The 14892-nt window shown below is 46.5% G+C and carries 10 protein-coding genes; 3 read left to right on the top strand and 7 right to left on the bottom strand.

The window, feature by feature from the left end; genetic code table 11:
• Positions 1 to 36 precede the first annotated feature (36 nt).
• From BUR42_RS16770 to BUR42_RS16760, 3 genes are all read left to right on the top strand, one after another.
• A complete protein-coding gene (locus tag BUR42_RS16770) occupies positions 37 to 1593 on the top strand; it encodes an OmpA family protein (RefSeq protein WP_074240320.1) in 1557 nt (518 codons plus the stop codon).
• 141 nt (positions 1594 to 1734) lie between these two features.
• Positions 1735 to 3702: a KUP/HAK/KT family potassium transporter gene (locus BUR42_RS16765; protein ID WP_074240641.1), complete on the top strand. Its 1968-nt coding sequence runs from the start codon at positions 1735 to 1737 to the stop codon at positions 3700 to 3702.
• 56 nt (positions 3703 to 3758) lie between these two features.
• Positions 3759 to 5480 (top strand): DUF4091 domain-containing protein, encoded by a 1722-nt coding sequence (locus BUR42_RS16760; RefSeq protein ID WP_074240319.1) that lies wholly within the window; start codon positions 3759 to 3761, stop codon positions 5478 to 5480.
• 82 nt (positions 5481 to 5562) lie between these two features.
• On the opposite strand, the gene ftsZ is transcribed toward BUR42_RS16760, so the two are convergent.
• The 7 genes from ftsZ to murD form a co-directional block, all read right to left on the bottom strand.
• A complete protein-coding gene (gene ftsZ, locus BUR42_RS16755) occupies positions 5563 to 7338 on the bottom strand; it encodes a cell division protein FtsZ (protein WP_074240318.1) in 1776 nt (591 codons plus the stop codon).
• A 108-nt stretch (positions 7339 to 7446) separates the two neighbouring features.
• Positions 7447 to 8862, bottom strand: coding sequence for a cell division protein FtsA (gene ftsA, locus BUR42_RS16750; RefSeq protein ID WP_074240317.1), 1416 nt, complete (start codon positions 8860 to 8862; stop codon positions 7447 to 7449).
• A gap of 14 nt (positions 8863 to 8876) precedes the next feature.
• The gene (locus tag BUR42_RS16745) at positions 8877 to 9902 is read right to left on the bottom strand and encodes a cell division protein FtsQ/DivIB (RefSeq protein ID WP_074240316.1); all 1026 of its coding nucleotides are present in this window, start codon (positions 9900 to 9902) and stop codon (positions 8877 to 8879) included.
• Between the two features lies 1 nt (position 9903).
• Positions 9904 to 11256 (bottom strand): UDP-N-acetylmuramate--L-alanine ligase, encoded by a 1353-nt coding sequence (gene murC / locus BUR42_RS16740; RefSeq protein ID WP_074240315.1) that lies wholly within the window; start codon positions 11254 to 11256, stop codon positions 9904 to 9906.
• 1 nt (position 11257) lies between these two features.
• Positions 11258 to 12352 (bottom strand): undecaprenyldiphospho-muramoylpentapeptide beta-N-acetylglucosaminyltransferase, encoded by a 1095-nt coding sequence (gene murG, locus BUR42_RS16735; protein ID WP_074240314.1) that lies wholly within the window; start codon positions 12350 to 12352, stop codon positions 11258 to 11260.
• Positions 12353 to 12376: 24 nt separating this feature from the next.
• Positions 12377 to 13537: an FtsW/RodA/SpoVE family cell cycle protein gene (locus BUR42_RS16730; RefSeq protein ID WP_234979692.1), complete on the bottom strand. Its 1161-nt coding sequence runs from the start codon at positions 13535 to 13537 to the stop codon at positions 12377 to 12379.
• A 15-nt stretch (positions 13538 to 13552) separates the two neighbouring features.
• On the bottom strand, positions 13553 to 14887 hold the full coding sequence (murD, locus tag BUR42_RS16725) for a UDP-N-acetylmuramoyl-L-alanine--D-glutamate ligase (protein WP_074240312.1): 1335 nt from the start codon (positions 14885 to 14887) through the stop codon (positions 13553 to 13555).
• Between the last annotated feature and the right edge of the window lie 5 nt (positions 14888 to 14892).

Here is a 14892-nt window from a genome sequence, read left to right as displayed (position 1 = left end):
TAAAATCTTTAACAGTTTTTAAATAAAAAAACAATTATGGCAAGCAAAAAGTACTTACTACTGGCAGGTGCAATGACTCTTCTGGCAGCATCTCCCGGTTTTGCGCAGGTTAAGCCCTCATACGATGCGCTGGACTCCTCTAAAGTTTCCGCGAAGAATATGGCGCAATTCAACAGTTTCAGAAACAACCAATCTGACTATCCGGCCAAGCCGAGAAATATGTGGGAATTGGGAGTTCACGGCGGTTACCACTTTATTAAAGGTGACGTTGCGGCTCTTCCCGGTTTCGGTGGCGGTCTCTCCCTGAGAAAAGCCCTCGGTCATACTTTCTCTATCAGAGGTGAGTATACTGGATCTTTCGACTACGGTCTGGATTACAAATTGAAACCTAACACAGTAGGCGGTGCTTATAACGCTACTGCTGGAGCAAATGGCGGTATGATTGTTCCTGCTTACAGAACAGCAACACACCAACTGTCTTTGGACTTCATCGCTTCTCTGAGCAACATCCTGTTCTACAAAGCTCAACCTAAAGTTAACTGGTACGTTTTGGCTGGTTACGGTCTGATGCTGGCAGATGTTGACGTTGACGCACTGAATGCCGGAAATGCACCATATAACTACGGTGCTGGTGGTGCTAACATCAATTTCACCGGCAAGAAGAAAGATATCCGCGATGCATTGAAAAATTATCACGACAAGGAATATGAACAAAATGCACCTTCTCAAGGTAACCGTGTTCAGATCGGTCGTAAAGATGACAACCAACTCCTGCGTCATGCGCTGGAATTAGGTACTGGTATCGCTTTCAAAGTTTCTAAACGTTTCAACATTGGTGTTGAAGAGAAACTGACCCTGCCTTTCGATGATTACCTGGACAGCTATACTGCAGGTGCTTACGATGGTAGCAAAGATTTCTTCTCTTACACTTCCGTTCGTCTGAACTTCAACCTCGGTAACCCCAACAAACGTGTTGAACCATTATGGTGGGTTAACCCGCTGGATTTCGCTTACAACGAGCTGAACAGCCCACGCCGCATGAAGCTGCCTACTCCGGTACTGCCTGATGCTGATGGTGATGGTGTTACTGATCAATTCGATCGCGAACCTAACACACCAGCTGGTGCTCCCGTTGATTCTCACGGTGTAGCTAAGGATACTGATGGTGATGGTGTTCCTGACTACAAAGACAAACAACTGATCACGCCTACTTACTGCTTCCCAGTTGATGCTGATGGCGTAGGTAAATGCCCAGATCCTGAGTGCTGCAAAAACATCGTAGCTCAGCCTAACTGCGCTAGCCTGATCTTCCCAAGCGTAGCTTTCAAAGGCAGCGCAACCAAAATCTCTAACGATTTTGAAGCTGTACTGGGTAGCGTAGCTAACACTCTCCGTTCTAACCCTTCCTGCAACATCCTGGTTACTGGCCACGCTGGTGCTAAAGGCAAGAAAGGTGGTGTTGATCTGAGCTCTCGCCGTGTTGACGCTGTAATCGACTACCTGGCTGAAAAACAAGGTATCGATCGCGGTCGCTTCATCAAACAAAACACTCCTGGTGATGCAAATACTGTAGACCTGGCTCCTGCCAACTAATACAGTTGCACACTGGTAAATATTTAAAAGAGGTTGCTCATATTGAGCAACCTCTTTTTTTATGGCAAAGAGATAATACGCGCCGGATGCGTATTTATTACTAAATTTGACCTGCCTTTAATCTTTTATATTGTACTCTGCGTGGTAAAAGACTTCAATAAAGCTTCCCTGGCCGGTCTGATAGTGGCACTGGGAATCATTTACGGCGATATCGGTACCTCTCCGCTCTACGTGTTCAAAGCAATTGTTGGAACCAACGAAATCAGCGATCTGCTGGTGGTCGGCGGTATCTCCTGCATCATCTGGACCCTTACTCTTCAAACAACAGTAAAGTATGTGATCCTGACCCTCAAAGCCGATAATAAAGGTGAAGGCGGGATCTTCTCACTTTATGCCCTGGTTCGGCGGCATGGGAAATGGACGGTTATATTTGGTATGATAGGAGGGGCCGCTTTATTGGCAGATGGTATCATTACCCCACCTATCACGGTCACTTCAGCTGTAGAAGGTTTACGCACGCTGCCTGTATTTAAAGACCTGGGCGAATGGACGATCGTAAAGATCGTACTCGTGATCATCACACTGTTGTTCTTTATGCAGCAGTTCGGTACCATGTCCATTGGTAAGATGTTCGGCCCCATCATGGTGATCTGGTTCAGTATGCTGGCGATATTGGGGATCTCCCATATTGCAGACGACCTCACCGTATTAAAAGCTTTTAACCCCTATTATGCTATTGAATTATTGGCAGTATATCCGCACGGCTTCCTTATCCTGGGAGCAGTGTTCCTCTGTACCACGGGGGCGGAGGCCCTCTATTCAGATCTTGGACACTGCGGCCGTGGCAACATCCGTGTTTCCTGGGTATTTGTAAAATCTTCCCTGATCCTCAACTATCTCGGGCAGGGGGCATGGTTGTTAACCCAACGTGGTGGTACACTCCATGGAGAGAACCCTTTCTTCCTGATCATGCCGGAATGGTTTGTGATATTCGGGGTGTTAATTGCAACTATTGCATCTGTGATTGCCAGTCAGGCACTGATCTCCGGATCTTTTACCCTTATTTCCGAAGCAATGCGCCTGAACCTCTGGCCAAAGCTGAAGATCAATTACCCAACTGAATTACGCGGTCAGCTATTCATTCCGGGCATCAACCTGATGTTGTTTACCGGTTGTGTGGCTATCGTTTTGATATTTAAGGAATCTTCCGCGATGGAAGCGGCCTATGGCCTGTCCATTACCATTTGTATGTTAATGACCTCCTGCCTTTTCGCATTCTACCTGTATACGCGAAGGGTAAGACTGCTGTGGATCGGGTTATATCTTGTTGTATATCTGACCATTGAGTTCTCTTTCCTCTTTGCCAACCTGGTGAAATTCATGCACGGCGGTTATGTGACAGTGATCGTTGGGGGCGCGCTTTTCCTAGTTATGTACTCCTGGTTCCGGTCCCGCAAGATCAAGAACAGGTACGTGGAATTTGTAAAACTGGAGGATTACCTGCCTATTTTGCAGGAACTGAGCAACGACACCACGATCCCTAAATATGCCACGCACCTTGTATATATGAGTAGTGCGGATAACCCGAAAGAAATAGAACACAAGATCATCTACTCCATTCTTAATAAGAAACCCAAACGTGCGGATATCTACTGGTTTGTACATGTGGATGTAGTGGATGAACCATATATGAGCGAATACACCGTGCAAACCATTATTCCCAATGAAGTGATCAGGGTGGAATTCCGCCTTGGGTTCAGGGTGGAGCAACGGATCAACCTGATGTTCAGAATGGTGGTGGAAGATATGGTACGTAATAAGGAAGTGAATATCACCAGCCGCTACGAATCACTAAGTAAAAACAATGTGGTGGGCGACTTCCAGTTCATCGTTATGGAAAAATTCCTCTCTCACGATAATGACCTTCCGCTGCATGAGCGGATCATCATGCGCATTTACTTCATGCTTAAAAAGATCGGGCTTTCCGAGGAACGTGGTTTTGGACTGGATTCCAGTTATGTAACCATCGAGAAGTTCCCATTAGTGGTAGCGCCGGTTACCAATCTTCAGTTGAGAAGGGTGCAGGAACGTTACAGATACGAAGATTAATAGGTTGCTTGCTAATGTGGCGTGTATTATTTTAGCAATTCCTAAAAACGCTAATAATGTTAAAACACGTCTACGCTACTACTTTATTGTTGGCGCTGTCCTGCGCAGGTTTTGCCCAGAACAGTGTTCGATCAGACTACCGCGAACTGCCCGATCCGCGTCCCATTGATCCCATAAGCTGGAGTACGGTTCAACCAGGTGTACATGCCCACTTCGGAAGTGCGGATGTTCGTTATGAAAAGAACTATGCACCTGTTGCTTCATCTCTCAGATCCTCCTGGAGCGCCAAAGCCTGGAGGGGAGAGAAAGTGCATACGCAATTTGTGATCTACACCACCAAACCCCTCACCGCTGTAAGTATTGAGAAATCTGATCTTAAGGACAACAATGGGAACAAGATCCCGGCGAGCGCCATTACACCGGGTTTTGTTCGTTATGTGATGACAGATGAACTGAACAGCGAAGGCGGCGGATGCGGACACCGGGCTCCTGGTTCTTTTGATTCTTCGCTGGTGGCAGATGGTATTGATTTTATGCCGGCCATTAATATCGCTGCCAATACCACACAGCCTGTATGGTTAAGTGTAACCGTTCCTCCTCAAACGCCTGCAGGTGTTTACAAGGGTTATGTGAAAGTGAAGGAGCAAAAGCTCAACTATGAGGTGGTGGTATCCAACCGCATTTTACCACAACCTAAAGACTGGGCTTTTCACCTGGATCTCTGGCAGAGCCCTTATGCGGTTGCAAGGGTACACAATACCAAATTGTGGAGTAAAGAACACTTTGCTGCCATGAAACCCTATATGGAGATGTTGGCCAATGCAGGGCAAAAGGTGATCACTGCCAGTATTATTTACGATCCCTGGAACAGCCAGACGGAAGATATTTACGGAGATATGGTGAAATGGACAAAAAAGAAAGACGGCACCTGGAATTTTGATTATACTGTATTTGATAAGTGGGTTGCCTTCATGCAGGAAGCCGGCATTAAAAAACAGGTGGCCTGCTACAGCATGATCCCCTGGAACCTGAAATTCTATTATTACAATGAAGCCAGCGGAAAAGATACTTTTATAGTAGCTAAACCCGGCACCAAAGAATATGATGATCACTGGCGTCCGATGCTGGCCGATTTTTCTAAACACCTGAAAGCGAAAGGTTGGTTTGACATTACCTGCATTGCCATGGACGAACGCCCTATGGAAGCCATGCAGAGTGCAATTAAACTGATCCGCAGTGTAGATAAGGACTTCAAAGTGTCTTTAGCTGGTAATTATCATAAGGAGTTAGTGAATGATATCTATGATTATTGTGTAGCATCCGGACAGGATTTCACGAAAGAAGAGCGCAAATGGCGTTTTGAAAAAGGATGGCCTAGTACTTATTATACCTGTTGTTCAGAAGGCTATCCTAATACTTTCACTTTCTCTCCTTTAGCTGAATCTGCCTGGTTGGGATGGCATGCTGCTGCAAGGAATTACAGCGGTTATCTGCGTTGGGCCTATAATTGCTGGGTAAAAGAACCCTTGCAGGACTCCCGTTTCCGTACCTGGGCTGCAGGAGATACTTACCTGGTTTATCCAGGCCCAAGGTCGTCCATGCGATTTGAGCGGATGATAGAAGGCATCCAGGTATATGAAAAGATCAGGGTGCTAAGAGCAGAAGGAAAAGGTGCGGAAATAGACAAGGTGCTGAAAGCTTTTGAGATCAATGCCCTGAAAGCGAAAACAGCAGGGGATATGGTGAACAGGGCCACAACGATATTGAATACATTATAGGGATAAAAAAATCCTCCGAGGAATCGGAGGATTTTTTTTAACACAACTAAAAAACAATCAAACTTTATAATATTCAAAAAGATCAGTCTGGTTTTTTGCCATCTAAAAAGGTATTGATCGTATTGATCTCTGCCTTGTTATCCTGGTCGTTGCCCACAGTGTAGCTGGAATAGAACTGCTCAGCGGAGCCGGCACCATTATCCAGATCTACATTCCTTCTAAGGTATGCAGGCACATTTTCTATCTCCTGGTTATTTTCCATGTTCTTCACATTGAAACTGATGCTGCGCAGTTTGGCTACTCTTTCCAGTTGCTTACGTTTCTGTTCATCGTTAGGTTCTTCCTGCTGCGGTACCAGTTGCTGTGGCTGCTGTACAGGTTGTACAGGCTGCTGCACAGGCTGTTCCGGTACAACCGGCGCTGCATCTTCTTTGAACACCATTTTCATTTCCGGTTGGTCTTCCGTATTGTTATTCACCGGTTCCACATAGATATTGGAAGGGCGGTTAAGATAACCTCCGGAAGCTGGTGTGCTTGCTGGCTGCTGTGGTTGAACTGGTTGTTGCGCTGGCTGCTGTACTTGCTGTTGTGCTTGTGGCTGTGGTACATTCACCGGTTCAACAGGCTCAATGTTCAACGTGTAGGTTTCCCTCACAGGCTGTTGTGCTGCAGGTTGCTCAAACGAAGTAGCAGGAGCGGGGTGAGATACTACTGGCACTACCAATGTTGGCGCCATTACATCCTTGATCTCTGGTTCTTCTTCAGAGAAAAGCATGCCCTGGTTGTGCATTTTCTTTTCATCTCCTTCCTGGCCCAGTGTCATAACGATCTTTGGCTCTTCCTTGGTTACCTGTTGCTGTGGATTTGCAGCAGCTTTCAGTTGCTGAATAGGATTTTGTTCAAATCCGGTAGCAATGATGGTAACACCCAGATTGCGATCTAGTGTTTGATCGTAGCCCACACCCAGGATCACATCGCAATCCTCACCGGCCATGCTTTGTACATAGGCCTGGATAGTATCCATTTCATCCAGCGTATGCTCAAATTCACCTTCTGCGGAAGAAATATTGATAAGGATCCATTTGGCTCCTTTGATATCATTATCATTCAGCAATGGAGAAGTCAATGCTTCTTCTATCGCTATTTGTGCACGGTTTTCGCCTTCTGCAAGAGCAGCTCCCAGGATGGCCACGCCACCGTTGCGCATTACGGTACAAACGTCCGCAAAGTCAACGTTGATCTGACCGGTGGAGTTGATCACATCTGTGATACATTTAGCCGCTGTAGCTAACACGTTATCCGCTTTTTCAAACGCCGCTTTGAATTTCAGGTCACCGAACTTCTGACGGAGCTTGTCGTTGGATATGATCAGTAAAGTATCCACACATTCTTTCAAGCGGTTGATACCTTCTTCTGCCTGCTGCATCCGTTTTTTCCCTTCATATGAAAAGGGTGTGGTAACAATACCCACAGTAAGGATCCCCAGCTCTTTACAGATCCTGGCAATGATGGGTGCTCCGCCGGTTCCGGTTCCGCCGCCCATGCCTGCAGTGATGAATGCCATTTTGGTATTCACCTCCAGGATCTTTTTGATTTCTTCAAAGGATTCCTCCGTAGCCTGTTCGCCGATCCTTGGATTGGCGCCTGCTCCTAAACCCTGCGTCAGGTGTGGTCCCAGTTGTACCTTATTGGGTACAGGACTGTTTGCAATAGCCTGTGCATCGGTATTGCAGATAATGAAGTTCACTCCATCAATGTTCTGGCTGAACATGTGGTTGACTGCATTGCTACCTCCGCCACCAATGCCTATTACCTTGATGATTGAGGATTTTTCCTTTGGAAGATCAAAATGTATCATGACTCTTTCTCTTTTTTTGGGTTAGTATTTGGTGTACCGTTCCTACGCGCTGTTTTGATCGTTTTATTTGAATTCATCATTAATTGCAACAATCACGCCATAGCGTAATTACAGTTTCGCATCCTCTTCTTCGGTGAACATGTCGATGATCTTTGTTTTCATCCTGTCCAGGAATCCTTTGAGAGATGCATTACGTTCTCTTGCTTTCCTATCCTGCCTTGCAGTGGCTGATTCAACTGTATCCGGCTCTTCTTCTTCCATCCAGCCTTCCTCATCTTCTGCTTTGCGTGCGGCCTGTTCTTTGGCAAAATAGCTGGTGTTGATCTTCACATAATTTTCTTCCAGTGCTCTTCTGTCATTTTCATAATCATTGTAGCCTTTCAGGATCAAACCAACGCAGGTGGCATACATGGGCTTGGTCAGCTCATCTGTATGGCCACTGGCCAGGTGTTCGTTAGGATAACCGATCCTTGCACTTACACCGGTAGTATACTCCGTTAACTGGATCAGGTGTTTCAGCTGAGAGCCTCCACCCGTGAGGATGATACCACCATTCAGCATTTTGTTGTCCATCCCGATCTGTTTCAGGTGATACACCACAAAGTCCAGGATCTCGCTCATCCTTGCCTGGATGATGTGTGCGAGGTTCTTTACAGAGATCTCTTTAGGGCTTTGGCCACGGAGACCCGGAATAGTGATGTATGCGTTGTTCTTGGCTTCGTCTGCAAGGGCGTAACCGAACTGTACCTTCATTTGCTCTGCCTGTGTTTTTAAAACACCCAGGCCGTTCTTGATATCGTTGGTAATGTTTTCGCCACCATATGGTATCACGGCAGTGTGTTTCAGAATGCCTTCATAGAACACTGCGAGGTCCGTTGTACCACCTCCAATGTCTACGATTGCAACTCCGGCTTCAAAGTCCATATCGCACATAACAGCAGCGGCAGATGCCAGCGGCTGCAATACCAGGTCTTTGATACGGAGGCCGGATTTTTCCACGCTCCGGTTGATGTTCCGGATGGCGTTCTTATCACCGGTGATGATATGGAAGTTGGCCCCTACTTTCACACCACTCATCCCAATAGGATAGGTAATATTCTGCAGGCTGTCCACAATATATTGCTGCGGGATCACATCGATGATCTGATCGCTGGCAGGGATCACGGTTTTATATTGATCATTGATCAGCTGATCAATGTCTTTCTGAGAGATCTCGGCGTCTGTGTCATTGCGTACAATGTCACCACGCGTCTGAAGGCTTTTTATATGATGGCCGGCGATGCCTACATATACCTCATTGATCTCCAGGTTGGGGTTGGAGGCATAGCAGTTTTCCAGGGCCTGGCGTATAGCCTTGATAGTTTGGTCGATATTCAACACCATACCGTGTTGAACACCAAATGATGGGGCCTTCCCGAATCCGAGGATTTCCAATTTCCCGTATTCATTCTTCCTTCCTGCGATGGCTGCTATCTTCGTGGTGCCAATGTCGAGACCTACAATGATGGGAGCTTCCTGATTCATGGTACTTTATTGTTTTAGTTGCGATTACGATTAGGTTTGTTATATACTGCTTTGGGCTTTGGGCCTTCTGCCTTTTTCTCAGGCTTTCTGGCTGCTGGCTTTTTAGTAGCAGCTGGTTTGTCAGCTTTGGGTTTAGCCGCTGCTGGTTTAGGTGTCGTGGCCGGTGCCGGTGTACTGTGATCATCATCATCCATCGCTACATCTGCAACAGTAGAATCTTTGTACATGGGCGGCGGCGGTGCGCTCTTGCCATCTCTCCTGGTTCCTATCACCTCTTCATGGTAGGCAATGTTCAGTCTTGAGTAAGTGTTCCATCCTGCTTTGTTTAAGCCTTCGCGGTAGAAAACGAGCAGTTTGTTAAACTTAGCGGCTATATCCGTTCCCTCACCAAAAACAACCACATGGTCGCCGAGCTTGGGAATGAACTCGAATTTTCTGTCTCCTGTAATGATCACCTGTTCCACCTGCGCATTCCAGAAAGTATCTGTTGCAATGAAGCGGGCCATTTCTCCCATTTGCGTATACAACAGGCTGTCTTCCTTTTTCAACTGCATGGCATCTGTAGGGAAACCGGTAAATACAGGCACCCTGGCTGAAAAGCGATCTGAAACGGGAATGCGCTCTCCCTGTTCATCCAGGTAAAAACTATTCCCGGAGAAAGTGAACACGCGGGCCAGCGGATCGCGTTGTACCACTTCGATATTCAACACCTCGTTGTTGTCGATGAACAGTTCCGCGGAGCGAACCCAGGGGTCCCGTTCAACAATACGTTCCAGGTTGCCGATATTGATATCGCTGATCAGCATGCCTACCGGGTTTTGCTTACGGTCTTTGGAGTTGTTGATCAGTGCTTTAATATCTTTTTCATCTATAAAGGCATTCCGGTCGTCTCCTTTGAGCGTTATCTTCAGGCCTTTACATTTTGTATGGTCCTTTTCCCGCACTGCGGCCACAAGCAATACCATAAAGCCTATCAGTACACCACTCCAGAGGAGGGCAATACCAATACGTTTGAAGGCTATTTTGGTTTTGCTTTGCATGTCAGTTCAATAAATGTTGTATCGGTTCGCGCAGCAGATCAATGTCTCCTGCACCTGCCGTGATTAAAAGTTGCGAAGGATGGTCCTTCAGCCATGTTACTACCGCATCCCTTTCTATGATCTTCACTTCCGGGCCATGGATCCGGGAGGCGATCATTTCACTGGTTACTCCTTCTATCGGTAATTCCCTTGCAGGATAGATAGGAAGGAGGATCACTTCATCTGCCATGGAGAGGGTTTCCCCAAATCCATCGGCAAAATCCCTTGTTCTGGTAAATAGATGCGGTTGAAAGATGACAGTACATTTCTTTCCGCGGAACAAAGATTTGGCGCTGGTGATCAATGCTCTTAATTCCTCCGGGTGATGTGCATAGTCATCTATATATACAACGTTATCTTTCTTCACCAGGTATTCAAAACGGCGGCGGATACCTTTAAAATCAGCTACTGCTGCCCTGATCTTTTCGTTACTGATGCCTAAGAGATGTGCCACGCCGATAGCCGCAATGGCATTCTCCACATTGTGCATACCTCCGATATATAGTTTCACATTATCTATCAGCCAATCCTGCTGCACTACATCAAACTCATAACCTCCGTTATCCATGCGGATATTTTTCCCATATATATCGGCGGCATCATTCTGCAGGCTGTAGAAAAGTTTATTATCTCCTTCCAGTGCTGCGCCGTGTGGTAAACCATGCCTTGCCAGCAGGGTGCCGTTTGGCTTGATGTTCTTTGTATATTGAATGAAGGCGTCTACCACAGCCTGCTCTGTACCATAGATATCCAGGTGATCCGGGTCCATGGCGGTGAGTACAGCTACATCAGGGCTCAGTTTCAGGAAAGAGCGGTCGTACTCATCTGCTTCAATCACTGCTACCTGCTTTTCGCTGCTCCAGAAATTCTTTCCGTAGTTGGAACTGATGCCTCCCAGGAAAGCATTGCAGCCATATCCTGTATGACGAAGGATATGGGCGATCATGGTAGAGACCGTTGTTTTTCCATGTGTACCTGCCACGGTGATAGCAAACAATTCACGGGTGATCTCCTGCAGCACATCGCTGCGTTTCACTACTTCGTATCCATTCTCACGATAATACACCAGTTCTTTTTGTGTGGCCGGAATAGCAGGGGTATACACAACAAGGTCGGCAGCTTTGTCGATCTTATCCAGGTCTTCTGAATAATGAATGTCGATGCCTTCTGCTTCCAGTTGCTGTGTCAGCTCGGTACTTGTTTTATCGTACCCGCTCACTTTCACACCTTTCTCATTAAAGAAACGTGCAATCGCACTCATACCGATACCACCGATACCAACAAAATAGATCCTATGTATTTTCTTCAGTTCCATATTATTTAATCAACCCAAGCACTGCCCGGGCGATAGTCATGTCTGCATTTTTATTTCCCAGTGGCGCGATGTTCTGCTCCAGCTGGTCCATCAGTGCTTTGTTCTGTACCAGGCTGAATGCTTCATTCACCAGGCGGCTTTGTGCTTCGCCGTCTTTGATCATCAGCGCGGCCTGTTTATGCACAAGGCTGAGCGCATTCTGTGTTTGATGATCTTCTGCCGCAAATGGATAGGGCACAAAGATCACCGGCTTCTTTACTACGCAAAGCTCAGCAATCGCTAAAGCTCCTGCGCGTGATATCACGGTGTCTGCCGCTTTGTAGGCAAAATCCATCACATTGATGAATTCATAGACCTTCACATGTGTGGCAAAAGCTGCCGCAGCTGATTTTGCTGTATCGTAGAACGGCTTTCCCGTTTGCCAGATCAGCTGGATATCTTTATTCACAAATTCCACAAGATGAGGCAGTATTGCTTCATTGATGGATTTTGCGCCGAGGCTGCCACCTACTGCAAAAATGGTAGGTTTACCATCCAGCAATCCAAAATGGCGTAATGCTTCTTCTCTTGTTACAGCACTTTCTGTAATGGCTCCCCGTACAGGGTTACCTGTATAGAGGAGTTTGTCGGCGGGAAAGAATTTATCCATTCCTTCGTATGCCACACATATCTTACCAGCCTTGCGGCCTAATATCTTATTGCTTTTTCCGGCATAGGAATTCTGTTCCTGTATCAACGTAGGAATTCCCCTGCGCTGTGCCTGCCTTAAAATAGGGAAGCTGGCATAACCACCAACACCTACTACGGCATCCGGTTGGAAACGGGTAAGGATGTTCTTTGCCTGGCGTAAGCTTTTCAGCAGTTTGAATGGCAGCAGGATGTTCTTCAACATATTGCTGCGGTTGAAACCTGCAATCTCCAATCCTTCGATGGGATAGCCAGCCTGCGGCACTTTCTCCATTTCCATTTTCCCTTTGGCTCCCACAAAGAGGATCTCCGTCTGCGGTTCCAACTTGCGGAGCGCGTTTGCAATGGCAATGGCCGGGAAGATATGTCCTCCTGTACCGCCGCCTGCTATGATCACTTTGTATGCCAATGTTTTTCTTCTTTTATGTTTTCTTTATGCGGCAACTGCCACATTGGTAACCTCTTTCTTTGAAGTTTCTTCTACACTTCTGGAAACACTCAGTATAATTCCTATGGCCAGGCTCGTAAAGATCACGGATGATCCTCCCATACTCACCAGCGGCAGGGTTAACCCTGTAACCGGTAGCAGGTGTACGTTTACAGCCATATGCATCAATGCCTGGATCACTAATGTAACACTCAGACCTAGTGCGAGGAATGCACCAAATGCGTATGGACAGTTCTTGAATATTCTGATACTTCGTAAGAGCAGTACGAGATAAGCAATCAACACTAAAAAGGCGCCAAAGATACCATACTCCTCAAGAATAATCGCAAAAATAAAATCCGAATAAGGGTGCGGTAAGAAATTTCTTGCCGTACTATTACCCGGTCCTTTCCCTACTGTACCGCCACCTGCAATGGCAATGTTTGCCTGCTGTACCTGGTAGGGCACCTCATGTGCTTCATTACTGGTAAAACTTTCTATCCTTTTTTTCCATGTTTCCGCACGTCCGTAACCCGTTAAACTTGCTACTGCGAACATCAGCACGATCAATAATATGGCACCTCCCACCATCGACAGTAAGAACTTCAACGGTACACGGCCAATGAAACAAAGCAACATGCAACTGGCTCCTAAAAGTAATGCCGTACTCATGTTCGCAGGCATGATCAATGCACAGATCACACCAACCGGTATGATGATAGGCAGGAAGCCTTTTTTAAAGTCTGTGATCACTAACTGCTTGCGTGACAGTTGACGGCTTACGTACATGAACAAGGCTAGCTTCGCAATGTCCGACGTTTGGAACGTAAGGTTGATCACCGGCAGCCTGATCCAGCGGCTGGCTTCATTCAGATTGGAACCGAAAGCCAGTGTATAGATCAGCAGGGGGATGGACAGGATAAAACCTATCTGTGCCACCCTGGAGTAAATGGTATAATTCACCCGATGCGCAAAATAGATGATCATAACACCCAGTATCAATACGGAGAGTTGCTTGAAAAGATAGTACTCCGTATGACCGCTATAAACCCGATATGCCAAAGAGCCGGTTGAACTGTATACTGCCAACAAGCTTACTGCAGACAGGAAGAACACGATCGTCCAGATCACCTTATCACCTTTTGTCCTTTGAAGTAAGTTGTTCACGCTTGTTATTTATGATTAAAGTTCTCTCACTGCTTCCTTAAACTGGCGGCCTCTCTCTTCATAATTCTTGAAGAGGTCAAAGCTGGCGCAGGCAGGGGAGAGCAGTACTACATCTCCTTTGCTGGACATCTGGAAGGCGGCCGCAACGGCATCCTTCATATTGTCCGTATTCACCATTACTTCTATGTCTTTGGAAAGACCTTCGTGGATGGGGCGGTTATCTACGCCCAGGCAAATGATGGCCTTCACTTTTTCACGTACCAGGTCACGGATGGCACTGTAATCATTGCCTTTATCCACACCGCCCATAATAAGAACTACAGGGCGTTCCATACTTTCCAATGCGAACCATACTGAATTCACGTTAGTAGCCTTGCTGTCGTTTATAAAGTCTACACCACGCACCGTGGCTACATATTCCATACGGTGCTCCAGGCTCTTGAATGAAGCCAGGCTTTCCCGGATCTTTTCTTTCCGGATATCCATTGTGCGACCTGCTATCCCTGCTGCCATTGAATTATACAAATTGTGCTTTCCTTTTAATGCCAGGTCATACATAGACATAATTACCGGCTCGTCTTTCACGTGAATATTCAATTGTTCGTTTTCTATAAATCCACCTTCTTTCAATGGTTCCATAATGCTAAAAGGTATTGGTTCTGAATAAATGGGTTTCGTTTCTAAATAATGCCTGATCTCTGGATCGTCTTTACAGTAAATGAAAAAATCCTCCTTCGTTTGATTCATGGCTATGCGGAATTTTGATGCCACATAGTTTTCCATTTTATAATCATAGCGGTCCAGATGGTCCGGTGTGATGTTCAGGAGGATAGCTACATCCGGTTTGAAATCACGTATATCGTCCAGCTGAAAGCTGCTGATCTCTATAACATAATAGTCTGCAGGCTCTAAGGCTACCTGGCGGGCATAGCTGATGCCAATGTTACCAACCAGTGCGGCGTTAAGGCCGGCTGTTCTGAAAATGTGGTAAGTGAGCGCCGTTGTGGTGCTTTTACCGTTACTACCCGTGATGGCAATGATCTTTTTGTCCTTACTGAAGCGCCACGCAAATTCGATCTCTGAGATCACTGATACACCACGCTCCCTCACTTTCTTCATCAACTCGGACTTTTCCGGTATACCCGGACTTTTCACAATTTCATCCGCCTCCAGTATAATATTCCAGGAGTGGTGCCCTTCTTCAAAAGGGATATTATTCACCGCCAGCTCCTGTTTATAGATGTCTTTGATCTGACCGCCGTCTGAAACAAATACTTCAAATCCCTTTTGTTTTCCCAGCAATGCTGCACCGATCCCGCTTTCTCCAGCTCCCAGTATAACGAGTTTCATGGGCC

Source organism: Chitinophaga niabensis (assembly GCF_900129465.1).
Lineage (GTDB): Bacteria > Bacteroidota > Bacteroidia > Chitinophagales > Chitinophagaceae > Chitinophaga > Chitinophaga niabensis.
The sequence above is the reverse complement of the archived record's forward strand: the minus strand, read 5'-3'. Positions and strand labels throughout refer to the sequence as shown.

Coding starts and splice junctions, on each gene's coding strand:
- BUR42_RS16770 (WP_074240320.1), top strand. CDS start 37: ATGGCAAGCAAAAAGTACTTACTACTGGCAGGTGCAATGACTCTTCTG.
- BUR42_RS16760 (WP_074240319.1), top strand. CDS start 3,759: ATGTTAAAACACGTCTACGCTACTACTTTATTGTTGGCGCTGTCCTGC.
- ftsZ (WP_074240318.1), bottom strand. CDS start 7,338: ATGATACATTTTGATCTTCCAAAGGAAAAATCCTCAATCATCAAGGTA.
- ftsA (WP_074240317.1), bottom strand. CDS start 8,862: ATGAATCAGGAAGCTCCCATCATTGTAGGTCTCGACATTGGCACCACG.
- BUR42_RS16745 (WP_074240316.1), bottom strand. CDS start 9,902: ATGCAAAGCAAAACCAAAATAGCCTTCAAACGTATTGGTATTGCCCTC.
- murC (WP_074240315.1), bottom strand. CDS start 11,256: ATGGAACTGAAGAAAATACATAGGATCTATTTTGTTGGTATCGGTGGT.
- murD (WP_074240312.1), bottom strand. CDS start 14,887: ATGAAACTCGTTATACTGGGAGCTGGAGAAAGCGGGATCGGTGCAGCA.